Source organism: Arthrobacter sp. NQ7 (genome assembly GCF_029581595.2).
In the GTDB taxonomy this organism is placed as follows: domain Bacteria; phylum Actinomycetota; class Actinomycetes; order Actinomycetales; family Micrococcaceae; genus Arthrobacter; species Arthrobacter phenanthrenivorans_B.
Genome location: NZ_JARFXU020000016.1, coordinates 57,989 through 79,046 on the forward strand (window position 1 = coordinate 57,989; position 21,058 = coordinate 79,046).

The 21,058-nt window shown below is 66.3% G+C and carries 20 protein-coding genes; 11 read left to right on the forward strand and 9 right to left on the reverse strand.

All coding sequences use genetic code 11. The features are described 5' to 3' along the window. Positions 1-36: 36 nt before the first annotated feature. Together PUN71_RS16010 and PUN71_RS16015 are read right to left on the reverse strand one after the other, a co-directional pair. Complete coding sequence (locus PUN71_RS16010; protein ID WP_277799218.1) at positions 37-321, reverse strand: DUF427 domain-containing protein; 285 nt, start codon at positions 319-321, stop codon at positions 37-39. Positions 322-430: 109 nt separating this feature from the next. Continuing rightward, positions 431-790 (reverse strand): VOC family protein, encoded by a 360-nt coding sequence (locus PUN71_RS16015; protein WP_277799219.1) that lies wholly within the window; start codon positions 788-790, stop codon positions 431-433. Positions 791-837: 47 nt separating this feature from the next. Here PUN71_RS16015 and PUN71_RS16020 point away from each other — a divergent pair, with 47 nt between their 5' ends. Next, complete coding sequence (locus PUN71_RS16020) at positions 838-1,143, forward strand: hypothetical protein (RefSeq protein ID WP_043452599.1); 306 nt, start codon at positions 838-840, stop codon at positions 1,141-1,143. On the opposite strand, the gene PUN71_RS16025 is transcribed toward PUN71_RS16020, so the two are convergent. Further along, a complete protein-coding gene (locus tag PUN71_RS16025; protein ID WP_277799220.1) occupies positions 1,124-1,870 on the reverse strand; it encodes an EAL domain-containing protein in 747 nt (248 codons plus the stop codon). The genes PUN71_RS16020 and PUN71_RS16025 overlap by 20 nt on opposite strands. A 153-nt stretch (positions 1,871-2,023) precedes the next feature. On the opposite strand from PUN71_RS16025, the gene PUN71_RS16030 reads away from it, so the two are divergent. From PUN71_RS16030 to PUN71_RS16045, 4 genes are all read left to right on the forward strand, one after another. Further along, positions 2,024-2,338 carry an ArsR/SmtB family transcription factor gene (locus PUN71_RS16030; protein WP_277799221.1) on the forward strand — a complete coding sequence of 105 codons (315 nt, stop codon included), beginning with the start codon at positions 2,024-2,026 and terminating at the stop codon, positions 2,336-2,338. Further along, positions 2,335-2,742, forward strand: coding sequence for an SRPBCC family protein (locus PUN71_RS16035; RefSeq protein ID WP_277799222.1), 408 nt, complete (start codon positions 2,335-2,337; stop codon positions 2,740-2,742). The genes PUN71_RS16030 and PUN71_RS16035 overlap by 4 nt, the downstream gene beginning before the upstream one ends. Positions 2,743-2,846: 104 nt before the next feature. Further along, positions 2,847-3,095, forward strand: coding sequence for a hypothetical protein (locus PUN71_RS16040; protein WP_277799223.1), 249 nt, complete (start codon positions 2,847-2,849; stop codon positions 3,093-3,095). 208 nt (positions 3,096-3,303) lie between these two features. Beyond that, positions 3,304-4,008, forward strand: coding sequence for an SOS response-associated peptidase (locus PUN71_RS16045; RefSeq protein ID WP_277799224.1), 705 nt, complete (start codon positions 3,304-3,306; stop codon positions 4,006-4,008). Positions 4,009-4,311: 303 nt separating this feature from the next. On the opposite strand, the gene PUN71_RS16050 is transcribed toward PUN71_RS16045, so the two are convergent. Genes PUN71_RS16050 through PUN71_RS16060 form a run of 3 tightly spaced genes read right to left on the reverse strand, consistent with a single transcriptional unit; the run spans position 4,312 to position 8,068 of the window. Then, positions 4,312-5,772, reverse strand: coding sequence for a DUF3558 domain-containing protein (locus PUN71_RS16050; protein ID WP_277799225.1), 1,461 nt, complete (start codon positions 5,770-5,772; stop codon positions 4,312-4,314). Between the two features lie 50 nt (positions 5,773-5,822). After that, the gene (locus PUN71_RS16055; RefSeq protein WP_277799226.1) at positions 5,823-7,586 is read right to left on the reverse strand and encodes a DUF5671 domain-containing protein; all 1,764 of its coding nucleotides are present in this window, start codon (positions 7,584-7,586) and stop codon (positions 5,823-5,825) included. Further along, a complete protein-coding gene (locus tag PUN71_RS16060) occupies positions 7,583-8,068 on the reverse strand; it encodes an LpqB family beta-propeller domain-containing protein (RefSeq protein WP_277799227.1) in 486 nt (161 codons plus the stop codon). The genes PUN71_RS16055 and PUN71_RS16060 overlap by 4 nt, the downstream gene beginning before the upstream one ends. A 318-nt stretch (positions 8,069-8,386) precedes the next feature. Between PUN71_RS16060 and PUN71_RS16065 the strand changes: the two genes are divergently transcribed. From PUN71_RS16065 to PUN71_RS16075, 3 genes are all read left to right on the forward strand, one after another. Beyond that, positions 8,387-9,757 carry an MFS transporter gene (locus tag PUN71_RS16065; RefSeq protein WP_277799228.1) on the forward strand — a complete coding sequence of 457 codons (1,371 nt, stop codon included), beginning with the start codon at positions 8,387-8,389 and terminating at the stop codon, positions 9,755-9,757. Between the two features lie 88 nt (positions 9,758-9,845). Further along, positions 9,846-11,102: an aminopeptidase P family protein gene (locus PUN71_RS16070; RefSeq protein WP_277799229.1), complete on the forward strand. Its 1,257-nt coding sequence runs from the start codon at positions 9,846-9,848 to the stop codon at positions 11,100-11,102. 83 nt (positions 11,103-11,185) lie between these two features. Next, on the forward strand, positions 11,186-12,010 hold the full coding sequence (locus PUN71_RS16075; RefSeq protein WP_043452661.1) for an IclR family transcriptional regulator: 825 nt from the start codon (positions 11,186-11,188) through the stop codon (positions 12,008-12,010). A 58-nt stretch (positions 12,011-12,068) separates the two neighbouring features. Here the strand turns inward: PUN71_RS16075 and PUN71_RS16080 are convergent, their stop codons facing one another. Both PUN71_RS16080 and PUN71_RS16085 read right to left on the reverse strand, forming a co-directional pair. Continuing rightward, a complete protein-coding gene (locus tag PUN71_RS16080) occupies positions 12,069-14,033 on the reverse strand; it encodes an Ig-like domain-containing protein (RefSeq protein ID WP_277799230.1) in 1,965 nt (654 codons plus the stop codon). 595 nt (positions 14,034-14,628) lie between these two features. Further along, the gene (locus tag PUN71_RS16085) at positions 14,629-16,230 is read right to left on the reverse strand and encodes a PucR family transcriptional regulator (RefSeq protein WP_277799231.1); all 1,602 of its coding nucleotides are present in this window, start codon (positions 16,228-16,230) and stop codon (positions 14,629-14,631) included. 106 nt (positions 16,231-16,336) lie between these two features. Here PUN71_RS16085 and PUN71_RS16090 point away from each other — a divergent pair, with 106 nt between their 5' ends. The 3 genes from PUN71_RS16090 (at position 16,337) to PUN71_RS16100 (ending at position 20,172) form a co-directional block, all read left to right on the forward strand. Further along, positions 16,337-17,884, forward strand: a complete 1,548-nt coding sequence (locus PUN71_RS16090; protein ID WP_277799232.1) for a purine-cytosine permease family protein — start codon at positions 16,337-16,339, stop codon at positions 17,882-17,884. A 61-nt stretch (positions 17,885-17,945) separates the two neighbouring features. After that, positions 17,946-18,893, forward strand: coding sequence for a polysaccharide deacetylase family protein (locus tag PUN71_RS16095; protein WP_277799233.1), 948 nt, complete (start codon positions 17,946-17,948; stop codon positions 18,891-18,893). Positions 18,894-18,936: 43 nt separating this feature from the next. Beyond that, positions 18,937-20,172 (forward strand): amidohydrolase, encoded by a 1,236-nt coding sequence (locus PUN71_RS16100; RefSeq protein WP_277799234.1) that lies wholly within the window; start codon positions 18,937-18,939, stop codon positions 20,170-20,172. Here the strand turns inward: PUN71_RS16100 and PUN71_RS16105 are convergent. Further along, positions 20,169-21,005, reverse strand: a complete 837-nt coding sequence (locus PUN71_RS16105) for a helix-turn-helix transcriptional regulator (RefSeq protein WP_277799235.1) — start codon at positions 21,003-21,005, stop codon at positions 20,169-20,171. The two genes, PUN71_RS16100 and PUN71_RS16105, sit on opposite strands and share 4 nt — an antisense overlap. Positions 21,006-21,058 lie beyond the last annotated feature (53 nt).

A 21,058-nucleotide genomic window follows, 5' to 3' on the forward strand; every position in this document is an offset into this window, starting at 1 on the left:
ATGTCCCGGCGTCATCCGCCTCCGTGCGTCTACTTGCTAGTCCTCGATGGTGACCCCGCGCCAGAACGCCACCCGGTCCTCGATGTGCTTGGCGCTAGGCTTGGGCTCCGGGTAGTACCAGGCCGCGGCCTCATTCAGCGCACCGTCCACCTCGAGCGTGTGGTAGCTGGCCTGGCCCTTCCAGGGGCAAAACGTATTCTTGTCGCTGTCCCGCAGGTAGTCGGCCTTCACGGCGTCACGCGGGAAATAGTGGTTGCCCTCCACCACCACGGTGTCCGCGGATTCGGCGATGACTTTTCCGTTCCAAATAGCCCTGACCATAGGGTTTCCCTTCCGTGGCTGCCGCATGCTGCAGGCAGTGGTTCCTAGAGCTTCCAACGGTGCGGGCCACCCGCTTGTTCCCGGAAGCCGGTGTTCCCTGGCGGCGGCCCTAGCCCTGGCTCTTGTCGATGACGCAGAACCGGTTCCCGTCCGGATCCTCGAGGACCACAAAATCCGGGTCGTCCGGGTACAGGTCCCAGTCCACGCGCTTGGCGCCCAGGGAAACCAGCCGCTCCACCTCCGCGTCCTGGTCATCCGCATACAGATCGAGATGGATCCGCGGGTGGTCCTGGACGGGGGTTTCGCTGAGCATGAGCGACAGGTGCGCGCCGGTGCCCGACGCCGGAGCAAGGGTCACCCAGGTGTCGTCACCGGGCTCCCGTGGGACATAGCCGATGGCGTCGCGCCAGAACGTGGTGGCGGCGGCAACGTCGTTGACGCCGAGGACAATGGTTCCGATGGTCAACATCCGCCCAGCCTAAACCGCGGAGATGCAGCCCGGCTAGACTCGCGTGCATGGGGGAAAACAACACACCTGGGGAACGCCAGCCGTCCAAACGCACCAAACTGCCTGCCGCCGTCGTTCCTGTCCTGGGGCTTGCCGCGCTGATGGCCGGCGGCCTGATTGCCTACCTGAACCGGGACTTCGTGGGCTGGTTCGCGTATGCACCGCTGAGCAATCAACCGTTCAGTGCCAACGGGGCGGCCTTCATCACCCAGGGCACCCAGGCCGGACTTGCCCTGATGGGCGCAGGGCTGCTGGTGCTCGCATTCTGGGCAGGCTACCGGGTTGGGCGGCGGGTCAGTCCCGGATCCAGGTAATTGGCGGATCCGGGACGCGCTGGCCGATGCCGACGGTGTCCACGATATGCACCGGGGGAAGCTTTTCGAACGCCGGCTTCGCAAACCAGTACCCCTGGAAAAGGCGCACGCCGGTGGCCTTCAGAACCCGAAACTCCGCTTCGGTTTCGACGCCTTCGGCGAGCACCGAGATGTTGAGATCCCCGGCGATGGACACAATGCCCGCAACCACCGCCCGCCGCGCAGGGCTGGCCTCAATACCCCGGATCAGCTTCATGTCGATCTTGATCAGGTCCGGCTGGAAATCTACGAGGAGTCCCAAGCCTGCATGGCCGGCCCCAAAATCGTCGATCGCTGTGGTGAAACCGTGCTTGCGGTATTCGGTGATGATGTTGGTCAGGTGGGCAGTGTCCGTGACCTCTTCGTTCTCGGTGAACTCGAACATGATGGATGACAGGGGAAAGCTGCAGCGTGCGGCCGCGAGCAGCGTGGCGCGAAGGCAGGCCGCGGGTTCATAGACCGCGTTGGGCATGAAATTGATGGACAGCATCAGGTCTCCGCCGGCCGGAAACAAACGGGCCGCCAGTTCGATCGCCTTTACGCGGCAGTCCTGGTCAAAGCGGTACCTCTGTTCGGGGGAAACCTTCGACAGGACCTCGTACGCACCCTCGCCCGCGAGCCCCCTGACCAGGGCCTCGTACCCCCATACGCGTCCAGCGGCAGCGTCATATATCGGCTGAAACGCCATGCTGAAGTCGACATCAAGCCGTGAAGATGCAGTGCAGCCGTTGCATGCCAAAGTGGGAGTCCTCTCGATTGTTACTCAAGAGTAGGACGCGGCTGGGGCCGGCGTCACCACGGGCGGTTGATACGTCGGAGATTTCCGACATATACTCCAGGGGTGCTTCCCGATGTCTTTGCCGCAGTTTCCAATCCTGCGCGGCGCGTCATGCTGGACGAACTCCGCAACGGTTCGAGGACAGCCGGCGAGCTCACCAGCCTGGTGGACCTCAGCCGGCCCGCAGCATCCGAACACCTGGCCGTCCTCCGTGGGGCAGGCCTGGTCCGTGAGGAGCGGCAGGGCCGCAACCGGGTGTACCACCTCCAGCCGGCCGCACTTGCCGAGATCGGCGGCTGGGTGAAGAACTTCGAGCACTACTGGAACCAGCGGCTGGACGCGCTGGCAGACCTTCTGGACGAGGAGAAACCGTCATGACCGACAATGCCATCAGGCTCCAGCGCCGCTTTCCGCACCCCCCGGCGGCGGTCTGGGCAGCCCTGACCACACCGGAACTGCTGGCCAGGTGGTGGGCCGCCGGCGACATCGCACCCGTCGTGGGCCATCGCTTCACCATGGACATGGACGCCTGGGGCCAGCAGCAATGCGAGGTCCTGGCCGTGGACCCGGGCAGCTCCATCAGCTTCCTCTTCTCGGAGGGCCAGCTGGACACGACCATCACGTGGCGCCTGGAGCCGGTCGACGGCGGCACCATCCTCCACTTTGAGCACGCCGGCTTCCGCCTCGACACCCCGATGGGGCGCCACGCCATCGAAGGCATGGGCAACGGCTGGCCGGGCCTGTTGGCCCGCATCGACGGGCTCCTCGCCGAAGTCTCCTGACCTCCCTGGCGGGCGCACGACGGCGGGACGCGCCCGCCGTCGTACGCCCACCTGAGGCGCCTTCTGCCCGTTTACCGGCGGAAGGAGCGGGGTAACCATGGAATATGACTGATTCCGGAGATGGCGGGGCCACCGACCCCTTTGACGGCAACGACGAGATGGTGGCCGCGGCCGGCCACGAAGAGACCCCTGAAAGCATCGCCGAGGATGTCCGCCACGAGATCCAGCTGGGCCACGTGCAGGACGACGTTGCCCATGTCCTCGAGGAGCGCTTCGAGGAAGCGGGCATCAACGCCCGTCCCGAGGACGTGGATGACCTCGCCGAGGAGATCGAGCGGGATGCTTCCAGCTGACCTCGGCCCAGAAGCTTCATAGACCGGGCGGGCCTGAAACGGCGGGTAACGACCTGGACCAGTGCGCTGGCCGTGTTGGGCGCATGGCCCCCAGGGGTTCATACCGGTGGTCCAGGTGGCCCGTCCCGCACGGGGGTTTCCGCCGCCGCGCGCAAACAGTTCCACGCCGGGAGGCCATTGCCGGCGCCGTCTCCGGCAGAATGGGCCTATGTGCGGCAGATACGTAATGTCCAAGGCCACCGGTGACCTGCTGAGCTACTTTGACGCCAAAGAGGTGGAAGGCACGCCTCCGCCACCAAGCTGGAATGTTGCCCCCACCGAGCCGGTGCCGATCGTCGCCGAGCGGCTGGACGAAGGCAGCATCGAACGGCACCTGTTGGTGGCGCACTGGGGCCTGGTTCCGTCCTGGGCCAAGGACGTCAAGATCGGCAACAAGCTGATAAATGCCCGCAGCGAGAGCATCCTGGAGAAGCCCGCCTTCCGCAAGGCCGCAGTGAAAAGACGTGCCATTCTTCCCGCGGACGGCTACTACGAGTGGCAAAAGACGGAGGACGGTAAAAAGATCCCCAACTATCTGTACTCGGAGAAGGAACCGATGCTGGGCTTCGCCGGCCTGTACGAGTGGTGGGCCGATCCGTCCGTCCCCGAGGATGACCCGGGCCGCTGGCTCCTGAGCTGCACCGTGCTGACCACCACTGCCCAGGACGCCCTGGGGCACGTCCACGACAGGTCGCCGGTGATCATCCCGCGGGAGCGCTTCGCAGAGTGGCTGGACCCGGACCTGACGGAGAAGGACGACATCCAGAACCTGCTGGACTCCTTGCCCGAACCCACCCTGACGCCGCGCGTGGTCAGCACCATGGTCAACAGCGTGCGGAACAACGGCCCGGAACTGATCGAGCCTGTTGAGTAGCGGGTTCCGCGGTCAGGGCCAGTCGGCCCGGGTGAACCGGATGGGACTCTTCAACGTGAGCAGGCAATCGGATGTCCACTCCGCCGTTTTCTGCTGTCCGTCCAGGGAATCAGGCGCTGCGGCCGGCTGCGCATCCTGGTTCCTGGCGTCCTGAAAACCTTCAGCTGAGCTTTTCACATGTCCCCCTTGGCAAGACCCGTGTGCCAACCATAGGGATCCTGCAAAAGCAAGGGAAGAGGGTTAATCCACCAGCGGGATAAACTTCGCAAATCTTGAGGAACCCGTTCATCCTGCACCGGGAAGTCACTTTCCGGCCCGCGAAAAGACCGAATCAAAGAAAGCTGACAGGGCGTCCGCCTTGGCCTGCGCTTCGGGCTGGGAGGCGGTCCTCGCGCTCGCTTCGACCGAAAGTGTCCCCCGCCGGGCGCCGCTCCTGACGTGCCATTCGCCTGTGCCGTCGGACAGCTGATAAGCCACGGCGTAGCTTGCGTCGGCGGGAATGGTGACTGCCAGGTTGGAAACAGCAGACCAGGTCCGGCCGCCGCCGCCGAATAGGCTTTCCTGGATACTGGTGCAGCCCCTGAGACGGTCTGCGCGGGAGTCGAACGGGAACGGCGTGGCCATAGTGGAAGGCATGCTGACAACGGTGAAGTCCGTGTAGTCGATCTTGCTGGTCCCCTCGATCTGTCCCTGTCCGGAAACGGAACCAATGAGGGAGCCAACGTACGACTCGTCATTGAAGGTGCAGGGAGAATCGGACGTCTGGGGCGGGACGGCCGGGGTGAAGTTCGGGGACGCCGCGATGATCGTGGCTTGCGGCAGGGTCACGGCCTCCCCACCGGGGCCCGTCATGCCTTTGAACATGCCCACAAGCTGCTCGGGCGTCAGCGCGTTCGGGACCGGCGGCGCTACGGATGGCGGGGCCTTCACCGACTGTTCAATAAGCTCCCTCGCCAATCCCGCCATCTCCTCCAGCGCGGGTTTGGCGTCCGCCTCGGAGTTGAGGTTGGCAACGGCAAGGTTCAGCGTGATGGAGAGCGTCCCCGCCAGGACCCGCAATCCAACAGATCCGAAGTCTTCGGGTCCCTTCGGCTTGGTCACCTGCATGAAAGCGTGCTGCCTGTCGGCCACAGGGGGAGCGGCAAGCAGCTGAATGGCGTATGTGGAGGTGCGGCCGGCCTCAGTCGAAGCCATATCGAAGTGGCCGCACCGCGTCACGAGGTCATCCGTATAGCCAAAATCCGCTGCGGCGATGGCCCTTTTCTCCGCACTCCTCAACACGATCATCACGGTGCTGGTGGGGCCAGACTGCCCGCCCGCGGGCGGCATCGCTCCTTCTGCAAACTGGATGCCCTTGTCCGCCCAGCGGGCAAAAGGATTTTGGGGGAGGAGGGCGAGGCAATCGGCGGGCGTGGTCTCCATGCTGGTGGACGGAAGGGAGCCGTTTACTGTGGCGCTGCGGAGGGAAGTGGAGTCGTGGGCCGGGGGAAACGGCAGCTGGCGGCTCTGGCCCACCCCGTTAATGATGGCTGCGAGCTCCGCGTCGGTGAATACAGCGGACGGCGCCGTAGTCGACACCGACGTGGCGGCCGACGACGGCTGCGGCGGAGCCGCTGAGCTGCCCGACGGGCTGCCTTGGGTGTTGCCGCTTCCGGATGAGCACCCGGCCAGCGTCAGGAGGACTGCCGCCATGCAGCCGGCCCAGAGCCTGCCGCACTTTCCCGATGAACCGCCGCGACGCCCCGCAACTCCACGAACAGCCATCGCCGGCCTCCTTTGCCAGCACCAACGCTAGGCAGTGCTCCCCGGCCCAGCTAGGGGCGTAGGACCCGGCTTGGTAACGCTGCGCCGGAAACGGGCGCGCCGCCAGCCGCCGCGAGGGCGATGACCTCCATCCGCGCGCCAGGGCCCGCCAGCACCAGCACATGCTGCGCGGCAATACCGTCCAGGGCCGCCGACACCTGCCGGATGGCATCCTCCACCCCGGGCGTGACAGACGGCAAAGGACCGGACGACGGCGAAAGCCCGGTGCCGCCGTCGTCCGCCCTTAACCACGTGGTCACCTTGGCGCCTCCGGCGGCATCAGCGATGCCGCGGGCCAAAGCCGCGGGGTCGACGGCATCCACTGGATAGCCGCTGACCAAGGTAACGCTCTCAAGCACCCGCCGGCGCAACGGCCCCGCCGCAGCGAGCAATGCGCGGTCGTGGCGCCACAGGGCGAAGTGGTAGCCAGCGACCAGGCCTGCAGCCACCAGCAGGCCGAAAGGCGCGCGGATACGGTCCAGCAGGCTTCCGCCGGACACATCACCGAGCAGGAATTCAAAGAGCCGGTAGCCGATCACCAGCAGCGTCACCAGGGCCACCACGGCGCTCACCCCGAAAAATGCGACCAGGTAGACGCGCCTGCCCGGTGGAATTGCGGCTGCCGTCGCAGGCTGGTGCCCCGGCTTCCACGCCAGCCACCAGACCGGGCTTCCCACCACCAGTGAGCTGAGACCGCCCAGGAGCAGCGTGCGCGTGGAACTGCCCGCCAGCGGCGATACCGCTGCCGCAAGCAACGCGTTGACCACGACGCCGACTCCGGACGCGGACGCGGCGAGGGCCACCGCCGACGTGACCAGGAGGCTGGCGCGCCGGGTCTGCGGCGAGCGGTGGGCGGAGACGGTGCGGTGGTAGCGCCACACGATGGCCCCGATGACCGCCGCGGCGATGGCCGGGGCCAGTGGCTCGAGCAGGTCGTTCAACGGGTCGCTGCGGTCAAACGAAAGCCGCAGGAGGATAAACAGGATGACGCCCAGTCCGCCGAGGGCGGTGAGGCCTGCCGCGAAGATCCCCACCGTGATGATGGTGACGTCCACGAGCCCGGTCTGGAACCGGCGGCCACCCTCCCGGAACCAGTGCCACCACCACACCAACGCGCCACCGGCTGCCCAGACGAGGGGCCTGACGACGTCGAACCACCAGGGTTCAAAGCCGGCCGTTGCCGTGAAACCCCGGATTGCTGCATCCAGGAGAACGCCCAAAGCCGCGATCGCGGCGCCGGCACCCAGCAGCAGGCCAAAGACGGACCCGATGACGGCCCTAACGTCCTCAAGGTGCGACGACGGTTTGCGGGGGTGCTTCCACATCCAGCGGTGCCACCACCAGATCGCGGCCCAGACGAGGCCGTTGGCCAGCGGGGACGGCCACTGGTTCCCGTGGGCGCCAATGAAGGACGCGGCCAGCTCCAGCAGCGATGTGGTGGTGATGATCAGCGGGACCGTATACATTCCGGTCAGGTAAAGGCCCCAGCCGGGTGCCCTGCGTTCGGATTCGTCGTCCAGCCGCCGCCAGACGAACCACCACAGCAGAAGCGTCAGCGGGCCGCCGATCAGGGTGAACGCCAGCGAGAGGGCCAGTCCGGCGACGTCACCGCTCACCAGCACCGATGCCGTGCGGAAGAGGCGTTCCAGCAGGCCGCTGAGTCCGGAGGCTGTGATCACCACCAGGGCAAACAACAGGACGTACAGGATCAGGCGGCGCAGGGTTGCCAGGCCACCGGCCGGAGCGGGGGCTGCGGCAGCCGCCGGCGCCGTCATTGCTTCACCGGAGCCTGGGTACAGGCCAGCAGGGGATACGGCGGCTGGTCAATCATCCATCGCCCGTTCACTTTGAGGAGCATGAAGGCGTCCTCGGTCTCATACTCGGACGGGCCGAAAGGGCCGCCACCCTGGGCCGCGTGCACGATCGAAACCCGCACGGTGGCTGAATCGGTGCGTTCCGTCGTCGAAACCAGGACCACGCGGGCCGGCCGGGGCTCGCCGTAGTAGGAGCCGCTGCACCGGCTCCTGGCACCCTCGGTGAGGAAGGATTCCGCGGCGGGGACGTCGTCGTCGATCACTGCCCTGCTGTACCGCTGGACCACTCCCGCGGGGCTCGCCTCATCCAAGGGGGCAGGCTCGCCCCGGCTGAAGACCACTGCCAGGGCAACCACCACCAGCACCACCACCACGCCCACCAGCGCGAGCAGGATCCGGTCAGGTCTTCGCTCGGTCCGCTCGGTGGCGGCGGATTCGTCCATGGCGCCATTATGCGGGCAGGAGGGGGAACCGCGCCTGTGCCTTTCGGCCTCTCTGCTGTAACGACCTGACCGGCAGGGATGCCGTGGGCTAGGGGGCCCTCGGGTGCGATCCCAATAATCATTCTACGCAACGTCGTTGCTTTGAATGCGACGCTTGCTTTTGTCGCGATGCTGCATAGGGGGCGTTGAGCTGGAGGTGCCTGGACGCCTAAACGGAAATTAATGCTTCCGAAACCTATTGACTGTGGTGCGCATCACCACCTATGTTGAAACAACCACGTTGCAATCAGTGCAACACAAACTCTTATTGGTGGTTCGATGAGTACCAAATCAAATTCCCCCCAGGCAGGAGCCGTTGCCGCCGTCGCCAACGGCCCTGTCCCGGCAGGCCAGGGCGCGGGCAGTGCTGTGGCCGGCAAGGACGTACGACGCCGGGTGGTCACCGCCAGCTTCATCGGCAACTTCGTCGAATGGTTCGATTACGCGGTGTACGGCTATCTGGCCGCAGTTATTTCCTCAGTGTTCTTCCCCGAAGCCGACCGGCAGACCGCGCTGCTGGCCACCTTCGCCGTCTTTGCCATCTCGTTCTTCGTCCGTCCCCTGGGCGGCTTCTTCTGGGGCCACATCGGCGACAAGCTCGGCCGGCGCAAAGCCCTGTCCCTGTCCATCGTCATTATGTCCGTCTCCACGTTCTGCATCGCCCTCATCCCGGGCTACGGAACCATCGGCATGCTGGCCCCGGTCCTGCTCCTCGTGGTCCGCGTTGTCCAGGGCTTTTCGGCAGCCGGTGAATATGCCGGGGCATCAGCCTTCCTGGTGGAGTACGCTCCGGCGAACCGGCGCGGCCTCTACGCCGCCGTCGTCCCTGCCAGCACCGCGGCCGGCCTGCTCCTGGGCTCACTGATCGCGGCACTCCTCAGCTCGGTGCTGAGCACCGACCAGCTGCATGACTGGGGCTGGCGGCTGCCGTTCCTGCTGGCTGCCCCGATGGGCCTGATCGGCCGCTATATCCGCACCAAGCTGGAGGACACCCCGGCCTTCCGTGCCCTGGCCGACCAGGAGGAATCCACTCCCAAAGCGCCGGCGCTGGACATGTTCCGGACGTACCGGAAGCAGCTTGTCATCGCCTGCGGTGCGGTGCTGCTCAACGCCGTCGGCTTCTACGTCATCCTCAGCTACATGCCCACGTACCTGTCCGAGGAACTGGGCTTTGGGCCCACCGAGTCCTTCCTTGCCACCATCATCGCCCTGGCCAGCTACATCGGCTTCATCTTCCTGACCGGCATCGCGTCGGACCGCTTCGGCCGCAAGCGCATGCTGATCACCGCCTCGGTGCTGTTCATGCTGCTGACCGTTCCCGCCTTCATGCTGCTGGATACCGGCAACTTCCTGGTGATCGTGCTGGTCCAGATCCTGCTGGGCGGCATGCTCACCCTGAACGACGGAACGCTGCCCAGTTTCCTGGCGGAACTGTTCCCCACCAAGGTCCGGTACAGCGGCTTCGCCGTCAGCTTCAACCTCTCCAACGCCCTGTTCGGCGGCACCGCCCCGTTCATGGCCACCCTGCTGATCGGCATGACGCAGAGCAAGCTGGCGCCCGGCTGGTACCTCGTGGCCGCCGCTGCGGTGTCCCTCACGGCGGTGCTGTTCGCCGCCGAGACGTCGCGGAAGCCCCTCAAGCACCTCTGACCAAGAGGTCTCCATAAACCATCCTCATTACGCAAACCAACACCGGCTGCACATCAGCGGCCGGCACCCATTAGAAAGGCACATCTTCGTGACTATCACCGCTGACAACGCGTCCTCCATCGCCGAACTCGAGCGCCTCAAGGTCCTGCACAACGGTTCCAAGGGCAAGCTCACGTTCTCGGACGCAGAGTTCGAACGCCGCCTGGGCGGCCTGCGCCGGATCATGGCCGCCAAGGACCTGGACGCCGTCATCCTCACCAGCTACCACGGCATCAAGTACTACTCCGACTTCCTGTACACCACATTCGGCCGCAACTACGCCCTCGTCGTCACCGCGGACGACTCGGTCACCGTCACCGCCAACATCGACGCCGGCATGCCGTGGCGCACCTCTTACGGCGAGAACATCGTCTACACCGACTGGCGCCGCGACAACTTCTACTTCGGCCTGCAGGAGGCCCTGCGCCAGCGCGGCGTGAAGGCCAACCGGATCGGCGTCGAGGACGACTTCCTCCCCGGCCTGACCCGCGAAAAGATCGCCGCAGCCTTCCCCGGCGCCCAGCTGCTGGACGTTTCCCAGGACGCCATGCGCCAGCGCATGATCAAGTCCGCCGAGGAAATCGAGGTCATCAAGCACGGCGCCCGCATCGGCGACCTGGGCGGCGAGGCCATCCGCGCCGCCATCCGCGAAGGCATCAGCGAGTACGAGGTCGCCCTGATCGGCACCGAAGCGATGGTGCATGAGATCGCCAAGACTTTCCCCCACCGCGAAGTCCGCGACACCTGGGTCTGGTTCCAGTCCGGCATCAACACCGACGGCGCCCACAACTGGGCCACCACCCGCAAGCTGCAGCAGGGCGACATCCTCTCGCTGAACTGCTTCCCCATGACCTCCGGCTACTACACGGCCCTGGAGCGCACCCTCTTCCTGGGCCAGCCGGACGAGCGTTCGCTGGAACTGTGGAACATCAACGTGGAGGTGCACCGCCGCGGACTGGAACTCATCAAGCCCGGTGCCGTCTGCAAGGACATCGCCGCCGAACTTAACGAGATCTACATCAGCCACGGCCTGCTGGCCAACCGCACCTTCGGCTACGGCCACTCCTTCGGCGTCCTCAGCCACTACTACGGCCGCGAAGCCGGACTGGAGCTGCGCGAGGACATCGACACCGTCCTCGAGCCCGGCATGGTGGTCTCCATGGAGCCCATGATCACGGTGGCGGACGGCCTGCCGGGCGCCGGCGGCTACCGCGAGCACGACATCCTGGTCATCGGTGAGGACAACTCGGTGGAAAACATCACCAAGTTCCCGTTCGGTCCGGAACACAACATCGTCGGGGCATAAGCCCCGCCCCTGGAAGCGGCGCCGTGCAGCACGGCGCCGCTTTCGGCGTCCCCTGCCAGCGATAGGGAAAGATAGTGTCCACCATGACTCCTGCACAAACCTCCGACACCAACGGCAATGGAACCGGCGCCAGCGGCGGGACGGACGCCAAGGGCGCGTCCGTCGTCGTCAATGCCATCGCCGTCCTGCGCACCTTCACCGCGGACGAACCGCTGTTGGGGGTTACGGAAATCGCCAACCGTGTCGGCATGCACAAAAGCAGCGTTTCCCGGATCCTGGCCACCTTCGAGCAGGAAAACCTGGTGGAGCGGGACCCGGAAACCAAGCGGTTCCGGCTGGGCCTGGGCCTGATCGCCGTCGCCGGGCCGCTCCTGGCGGAGATGGAGGAACGGCGCGTGGCCTATCCGGTCCTGCGCCAGTTGACCGAGCAGACCGGCGAAACCAGCGCCCTCATGCTGTGGAATGGGGATGAGGCCATTTGCGTCGAGCAAATCGCCAGCCACCACCAGATCAAGCACACCACGCCGCTGGGCGCCCGCTACCGCGACGCCATGAGCGCCTCCGTCCAGGTGTTCCTGTCTACGCTGCCCGCTGAGCGGGTGCGGGAACTGCTCCGGAGCGGAACCATCAGTTTTCCGGGATTGGACGACGCCGGGCTGGCGGCTTACGAGGCCAGGCTCCACGACGTTGCGCAGCGGGGATGGGCCGGAAACTACGGGGAATCATCCATGGACGAGGTGGGTGTTGCGGCGCCTGTCCGTGACCACCGCGGAGACGTGGTGGCGGCCGTCCTGATCCCGGCGCCCCGCTTCAGGGTGTCGAAGGAGCAGTTCGAAAGCCTCGGGGATGCCTGTGTGGCAGCAGCCGCCAAGGTCACCACGCGGCTGGGCGGCCGGCCTGCAACCTGATGTTGCCGTACCGGCCGCCCTTTTCCGCCGCGGAACGCCGTCCCCGGCGCAGGGGACCCTAGAACCAGGTGATGTAGGAGCCGGTGCGGCTCACATGGATCACGCCGCCCTGGTAGTTCTGGGCCACGCCCCCATCACCGCCCGTTGCGTACTCGTCACTGGTGGGGTAGCCGAGGCGGCCCGATTCATAGCCCGTGGAGGCCCAGATGGATCGGATCGCGCCCAGGGAAACGTGGGCCCCTGTGGCTGGTGACCAGATGATGGCGCCGCCCTGGTAGTTCTGGTAGACGCCCCCGTCCTTGAGGCCGCCCACTTCGTTGGTGACCGGGTAGCCGAGCTTACCGTTCTCGAATCCCGTGGCTGCCCAAGCTCCCCGGATTGCGCCTACGGAAATGTGGGCCCCTGTGGCCGGTGACCAGATGATGGCGCCGCCCTGGTAGTTCTGGTAGACGCCCCCGTCCTTGAGGCCGCCCACTTCGTCGGTGACCGGGTAGCCGAGGCCGCCGTTTTCGAAACCGGTGGCCGCCCACAGGCTCCGGATCGCGCCCATTGACACGTGCGCGCCGGAAGCCGGCGAGTAGAGGATGCATCCGCGTTCAAAACACTGGTACCCGCCGTTGTCCCTGAGGCCGTAGACCTCCGGAGTGGTTGCCGCTCCCAGCGCGCCGTTCAGCGACGCCGCCTTCACGGCAATCGGAGTCTGCGCGGGCGCGGTACCGGCAGTGGTGAAGGTCCAGGTCTTGTCCGCGGCCAGGGCGTTACCGGCAACATCCTTCACGCCGCTGCTGCCGCCCTTGAGGGTCGCCGTGTACTTCGTCCCCGCCACCAGGTCTGCAGCAGGGTCCAGAGTTGCAACCTTGCCCGTGGCGCCATACGTCACAGTCCCCGTCACGGCCGCCGGTCCGCCGGTGAGCGTAAACGTGCCCGACGTGATCGTGGAGGGGTCCATGGCCTCCGAGAAGGTTCCCGTCACATTGGCCGTCACGGCAACTCCGGTGGCACCCGAAGCCGGCGAGGTGGCGGTCACCGTCGGGGCAGTGGTGTCAGAGCCTCCACCGCCGCCGGTGGGATCGAAATAGTGCCAGTACTGCTTGGTGGCGTTGACGTCCGCAAGCACCAGCAGGCCGCTGTTCGCCGTGCCGCCCGCGGAACTGTTGACGTTCTGCTTCGTGGAGGTCACATTGTGCACAAACTGGTCGGCATCCACGATGCGCGCCGTCTTGGTGGTGGTGAAGTTGATGTTGTCCAGCGGCGTGGACTTCTCGTAGATTGCGCCGCCGGAGGTGGTGCAGACACCGGCGTCCGTCGTGCCGGATGGCTTCGGATACGTAGCGAAGGTCCGCAGCCTTTGGGTGCTCTCGTCAATCATGACGATCACGCGGTTGGGGCACTCGGCAACAGTCGCTATCGTGTGCGCGGACCAGCTGGTGCCGCTCAGGGCCAGCAGCTGGATCAGCGGCTGGGATGAGGAGGTGTATGAGGTCTTGATGGCTGCAAACACCCGGCCGCCCGAGGAATCCAGCCACTTCAGGTTCATGTGGTCATCGCTGCTTCGCTGTCCGGACACTGCCGCCACGGGGGTGCTCCACGTGGCGGCAGATGCACCATCGACGTGGTAGCTCCAGTACATGCCGTCGGTGGAGTCACCCACCTGCCGGCTCCACATCACACCGATCTTGCCGTCGAAGGCAATCACGGCCGACGTATCGTCCACGGACACATTGGTCATCGATCCCGAAAGCTGGAACGGGGTGCCCCAGGTCTTGCCGTCGGTGGCGGTCACGTTCACGTAGATCCTGTTGTCCTGCTGCCAGCTGGACCAGACCCTGCCCGTGGAGTCCTTGTCGATGGTCAGGACTTCGATCTTGGAGTTATTGATTTGGCTGGAACCCAGCAGCGTGTACTTCTTCGCACTGGAGTCATAGCTGTAGCGGCGCATTGTGGTGGGGAAGCCGGGCTCGGCAGGCAGTCCGTCGTCAACGAACTTGTAGCTTGCGACATACAGCGTCTTCCCGTCCCACAAAACATCATGATGGGTGTTGGGACGCGGATCTGTTGTGACCCCCGTGTCCGCCCAGGAACTCGTTCCCGCATTGAATTTAAAAATATGGAAATTGGATGTTGCGGAATTCCACAGATTTCCCCACCAGGACCCGTCGTTAAACCACAGGGAACTTGTGGCCCGCTTGGTACCTGTGGGAGTCTCCGTGCCCGTATGGAAAGGACCTGCAACGCCAACATCGCCGGTGGCAGCCGATGCCGGAATAGGCGCCACGAGTGCAGCCAGGACAACCAGCAGTGCCGTCAGGATTCCGGGAATCCGCAGGTCAGGCCATGGGCGCGGACGGGTGCCGGGCAGGCCTTCGGTGCGCTGTGAGGGTAAAGGCAGGGAAAATCCGGCGCTATTAGTACGCCTGCGCCGGTGGAAAAACGGAATATTGATCAATTTGGCTCCCGGAAGTTAAATGCCACCGCTAAATCCCAGTTCGATCAGTGTTGTTGCTCGAGGCATCTAAAACAATCCCGGGCTGCCCCTAATTGTTGCCCCTATGCCTCGGCATAAATCCACGCGAATTCACCGAATGCCGGCACGGCCGTGTGGCGCAGCCGGCCACAGGTCAGGGCAGGCCGGCCATCCGGGCCGCAAGGTGCAGTGCCGCCAGCCGTCCCGTGCCGCGCGGATCACCCCCGCAGAGCTCGAAAATCCGCTGCAGCCGGTGGTGCATGGACTGCCGCTCCAAGTGCAGTTCCCGGGCCGACTGCGCTGTGTTGCAACCGGAGTCCAGCCACACCTGAAGGGTCTCCAGCAGCTGGGACTGTCGCTGGGCATCATGCTCCAGGACTGCCCTGAGCTGCCGGTTGACGAACGCCTCACGCGCCGTGGCATCAAGGCAGGTCAGGGAGAGGCTTTCGACGGCCGCGTCCTCCGCATCCACCACCACCAGGCCGCGCGCCGGGAACCTCCTTCGCGCCGACGCGTTCCGGCGCCGGATCTGGCGCACCTCCAGTGCACGCCGTGCCTCCGCCAGCGACCAGGCAGCCTCGGCCACACCGCCGGCAAGGGGGCCCACGGCGATCACGGCATCGTGGTCACCTTCCAGGCTCCGGAGCGATTCCACCAGCTGGCGCCGTTCGCCCAGGGTGTCGTTGCAGGACAGTCCGATCATGACCACCAGCTCGGCATCGTCCAGGTACGCCGCGCAGGGTATGCGCCGTGTGCCCAGGAAGGTTTCGACGGCGCCCCGCAGCTCCTGCGGGGAAGCTGCATGGATTGCCGCCACCACTGCGGGGGAATCAGTGGGAAAGCCGGCCCCCGGTGCCAGTTGCTCAAGGCGCCACTCCGGGGACGAGTTCAGCACCGCGCGCATCAGTTCCGCGCCGGCCAGGGCATGCAGGCCGGGCGGGGTGTGCTGCAGCAGCGCCAGGCCCAGGATGTCCTCAGCGCGTTCTCCTGCCACCTGTGCCAGCGCGACGTCCGCCGCCTGCGGCACCCGCACCTCGAGCCGGCCCATGAGGACCCCGCGTACCGGGATGTCCACGGTGAGCACCGTTCCGCCTGGCACGGGGTAAAAGCCGCCGTGCCCACCTGGCCCGGTGTCGTCGTCGTCCGCTGTTCCGTCTCCGGCCTCCGCGTCCATCCCGTTGCTCCAGCCCTCCGGCGCCGCGCTGCCCATGGTCACGCCCCACGGGGAGGTGAGCTTTACGGCGGACCTGGTGATGCCGGCCAGCACTCCCAGGATCTTGTCCAGCGAGGCCCCGTGGGCCAGCTCCGCTGCCATGGCGCGGGTGGCCGCGTCCGCCTGCTGCAGGTGGCCCACGGACTCGCTGACCAGCATGGAGTTGATGGCCTGCATGACGCCCACAAATGGAACCACCTTGCGCAGTTCCACGATTGGAAGACCGAATTCCCCAGCGGTGCGAAGCATGTCTTCAGGGATCGCTGGCAGGGCCCCGCCGGTTTCAACGGCCAGCGCGGCAATGCCCTTTTGGGCGAGTTCGCGGACGTAGTCTTCCCGTCGGGCGGGCGTGGCAGTGGCAAGGGTGATGCCGCCGCAGAGCAGCAGTTCGCCGCCGCGAAGCAGGGGGGCGATGTCCAGGACCTCGCTGGAGTGCACCCAGCGGACCGGCTGTGCATCCGCCACCACACCTTGTGGGTGGGCCAGGGGGTCGGCGGCTGCGAGGGCGGGATGGGCGAGTATTTCGCCGAGAAACACTGACACGACGTTCCGTAACGTTGTAGGGGAATCTGTTCGACAGATTGTATCTTGTTGCTTGTGATGGGGGCCACATAGCCTTTTGGTACTTATTCACCTCACGGAGGCCCCCATGCAAGAAAAGCTTTCAACAGCCACGCACGGCCAACCCGGCCAGGCCGCGCAGGACCACAGCGTTGTGGACCATGAAGCCTGGCTGCAGCCCATTCCCGAATCAGCACGAACACGCAAGGTATCCGGCCAGTTCTGGATCTGGGCGGGCGCCAACCTGGCGCCCATCAACTGGGTGCTGGGCGCACTCGGTATCCAGTTGGGACTCGGACTGGCGGACACCATCACCGTCCTGGTGCTGGGCAACCTGATCGGCATGCTGCTCTTTGGCTGCTTTGTCCTCTTGGGCCAAAAGACCGGTGCCACCGGCATGGTGCTGGCCCGGGCAGCGTTCGGCCGCCGCGGCAACTACCTGCCGGCCGCCATCCAGGCCCTCCTGGTCATCGGCTGGTGCGCGGTAAACACGTGGATCATCCTGGACCTGGTCATGGCACTCTTCGGAACCCTTGGCTGGGTGGACCCGGAAGCCCCCAACTACGCCTGGAAGATCGGCGTCGCCACCTTCATCATGGCCCTCCAGGTTGCCATCGCCTGGTTCGGCTACAAGGCCATCGCGGCCTTCGAGAAATGGACGGTACCGCCCACCATCCTCATCCTGGCCGTCATGTCCGCCGTCGCCTGGTTCGGCATGGACATCGACTGGGGCTACGCCGGACCCGCCGGCGCCATCCTGGAGGGCTCGGAGCGGATCGCCGCCATGAGCGCCGTGATGACCGCCATCGGCATCGGCTGGGGCATCACCTGGTTCACGTATGCCGCGGACTACTCCCGCTTTGTCAGCACCAGCGTTCCCAAGAAGAAGGTCTACCTTGCCTCCGTGCTGGGCCAGTTCATCCCCGTAGTGTGGCTCGGTGTCCTCGGTGCCAGCCTGGCCACCAACTCCGGCGAGATCGATCCCGGCAAGCTGATCGTCCTCAACTTCGGCGCCATGGCCCTGCCGGTGCTGCTCATGGTGCTCCACGGCCCCATCGCCACCAACATCCTGAACATCTACACCTTCTCCGTGGCCACCCAGGCACTGGACATCTCCATCAGCCGCCGCAAGCTCAACCTGTTCGTCGGCGTCTTCTCGCTGGCCGCCGTCGTCTTCTTCATCTTCCAGGAGGACTTCGCCGCGGTCCTCGACGCCTGGCTGATCGGCCTGGTGGCCTGGGTGGCTGCCTGGGGCGGAATCATGCTGGTGCACTACTTCTGGCTGGACAAGCGCTGGCCGGGAGAGCCAGGGCGCCTGTTCGACGCCGTAGGCACCAAGCGGCTGCCAGGCGTCAACTGGGCCGGCGTCATCTCCCTCGTGGCCGGCATCTTCGCCACCTGGCTGTTCATGTACGGGCTGATCCCGATCATGCAGGGCCCCATCGCCGTGGCCCTGGGCGGCTGGGACCTGTCCTGGCTGGCCGGAGGCCTCACCAGCGCCGCCGTCTACGCCATCCTTGGCCCGCGGCAGCACATCCGCTACCTCGCGCAGAAGCCCGCTGCCGGGCTCCAGGCGGGCACCGCTCCCGGTGACGGGGCCACAACGGACAGCACGCCGGCCCTTCCCGCCCGCTAAGCGGCGCAACCCCTCTTCCCGAGACCAGGCGGGCGCACTGCGCCCGCCGAAAGGACTTCCCGTGAACCAGCCCGCCATCGCGGACCCGCTGCACCCCATCGCCTGGCCCGACGGCGCCAAAGCAGCCGCCTCCTTCACCTTCGACGTGGACGCCGAGTCCTGCACCATCGCCCATGATCCCACCAGCACCCGGCGCATGTCGCTGATGACCCACCAGTCCTACGGCCCCAAAATCGCCGTCCCAAGGCTCCTCGGGATCCTGGCCCGCCAGGACATCCAGGCCACCTTCTTCATCCCCGGCTTCACCGCCGAGTCCTACCCGGACGTCGTGCGGCAGATCGTTGACGGCGGCCACGAGGTGGCACACCACGGCTACCTCCACGAACCCATGCAGGGCATCGACGCCGCCACCGAGGCCAGCTACATCGACCGCGGACTGGAGGCCCTGGCCACGGTGGCCGGCGTCCGGCCGGTGGGGTACCGGGCGCCCTGGTGGGAGCTGAACTGGCACTCGCCGGCCCTGCTGGCGGACCGCGGCTTCCTCTACGATTCCAGCCTGCTCGACGGCGATGCCCCCTACCGCTTCGCCGTCGCCGCGGATGATCCCCGGGACATCGTGGAGATTCCCGTGGACTGGACCCTTGACGACTGGGAGCAGTACGCGTTCTACCCCGGTGTGACCGGCAGCGGCGTGATCGAAAGCCCGGCCAAGGTCCTCGAGATGTGGACGCTGGAGGCCCAGGCCCACCACTCCCAGGGCAGCTGCTTCGTGCTGACCAACCACCCCTTCATCTCCGGCCGGCCATCCAAGGCCGTGGCGCTGGAACAGCTCATCGAGCGGGTGAAGGCGATGGATGGCATGTGGGTCACCACCATGGAACAGATTGCCCGGCGCACCAAGGCCACGGTCACCGAGGTCCACACCCACGCGCGGATCGAGGTGCCGGTATTCCCGGGCGCGGGTGCCCGGTTCAAGCCAGCCGTGGTGCGGCAGGGGGTGCTGGCCTAAAGTGACCCCAAGGGCCGGCGCCACTGGCCGGGAGGAGCCTTCGATGGATTTTGCGAACAGCGCTGCGGACGGGATCGAGCAGGAGCTGGCCTGGCAGGTCCCGCTCTACGAACAGCTCCACCGGAATCCGGAGCTGGGCCTGGCCGAACACCAGACCTCCGCGGCTGTTGCGGCGAAGCTGGCGGCCTGGGGTTTCGACGTCCGGCACTTTGGCGGCACCGGCGTGGTGGGCGTCCTGGCCAACGGACCCGGCCCGGGTGTCCTGGCCCGGGCCGACATGGACGCCCTCCCTGTCACCGAGGCAACCGGGGCAAGTTACTCCTCCGCCGTCCCCGGGGTGATGCACGCGTGTGCCCACGACATGCACGTGGTGGCCCTGCTCGGCGCGGCAAAGTACCTGGCAGACCACCGGGATGCCTGGCTAGGAACCTACACCGCCCTGTTCCAGCCGGCAGAGGAGACCGCGGCAGGCTCGCAGGCAATGCTCGACGACGGCCTGGCCGGCGGAATCCCGCGACCGGACGTCGCACTGGCCCAGCACGTCATGCCCACCGAGGCGGGAACCGTCGGCACCACGCCGGGCCCGGTGCTCTCGGCCGGCGACTCTGTACGGATTACCGTCCACGGCCGCGGCGCCCACGGCTCCATGCCGCACAAGTCCGTGGATCCGGTGGTGCTCGCCGCATCCATCGTCCTCCGCCTGCAGACTGTGGTGTCCCGCGAAACGGTTCCAGGGGAGTTCGCAGTGCTGACTGTTGGCTCGGTGAGCGCCGGAGCCACGGCCAACATCATCCCGGACCGGGCGGAGCTGCTGCTCAACCTCCGCACGTACGACCTCGCCGTACGGGCGGCCATGGTGGCCGCCATCGAGCGGATCGTGCGGGGCGAGTGCGCAGCAGCCGGCTCGCCGCATGAACCGGAGTTCGAGTATTACGACCAGTACCCGCTGACCAGCAACGATGCGGAGGCCAACGCCCGGGTCACTGCAGCCTTTACCAGGACCTTCGGCGCGGACGCTGTCTACCGCACCGCCCCGCAGACGGCGTCAGAGGACTTCAGCCGCATCCCTGACGCGTTCGGCATCCCGTACGTGTACTGGGTGGTTGGCTCCGTGCCCCCGGAAACCTACCGGCGGGCCGTGGCGAACGGCACCGTGGACGCCGACATCCCTGCCAACCACTCGCCGTCGTTCCTGCCCGCCGTCGACCCCACCCTCCGCGTGGCCACCCGGGCCCAGGCAGCCGCCGCGCTTGCCTACCTCGGTGTGGACGAAGCCTAGCCGGCCACGGACAGCAGGGACTCCATCTGCGCCGCGGCGTCGCTGCCCGGGGCCGGGGTGTACACCACGATGTGCAGGTCAGGCCGGTCCGACGGGGACACCTGGTGGTGTTCCAGCTGGAGCACCCCCACGGCCGGGTGGTGGAAGAGGCGCTCGCGGGACTCGAAACCCAGGATGTCGTACAGGTCCCAGCCCTGCCGGAACTCCGGGCTTGCTTCCTTGAGCCGTTCCACCTGGTACTGGATGTCCGGATCGCCCAGCCGCTGCCCGGTCTCGGCCCGGAACTCTGCAAGGAACCGCTTGCTGGTGGTCTCCCAGTCCGGCAGCAGGTTCCGGACGTAGGGGTCGGTGAACACGAGCCACAGCAGGTTCCGGTCCGCCGCCGGCACCGTGGCGATGTTGGGGTACAACGCAGCGTAGGCCCTGTTCCACCCGGCCACGCCCCAGTCCGGAAACAGGGCGAAGGACGGGTTGGGGTCCAGGGCATCCAGCAGGCGCTGGATGTGGGGCGGGGCGGTATCGGCTGCCGGCCCGGCGGGAGCGGCGGAGGCATAGCCGCCCAGCGACAGGACATAGCCCAGGCCGGTGCTCGACAAATGCAACGCACGGCTGATGGCCTCCAGGACCTGCCGGGACGGGCTGATGTCCCGGCCCTGCTCCAGCCAGGTGTACCAAGTGACGCTGACGCCGGAAAGGAATGCCACCTCCTCGCGGCGGAGCCCACGCTCACGGCTGCGGCCGACGGGCGGCAGGCCGTAGTCGGCCCGCAGCGCCTGGTCGCGCCGGGCCCTTAGGAAGAGGCCAAGTTCTTTGCGCCGCCCGGGATCACTCACCGGAAAATACTATTACTCTGGTACTCCCACTACTAGTAGCAGCGCTGTCTTCC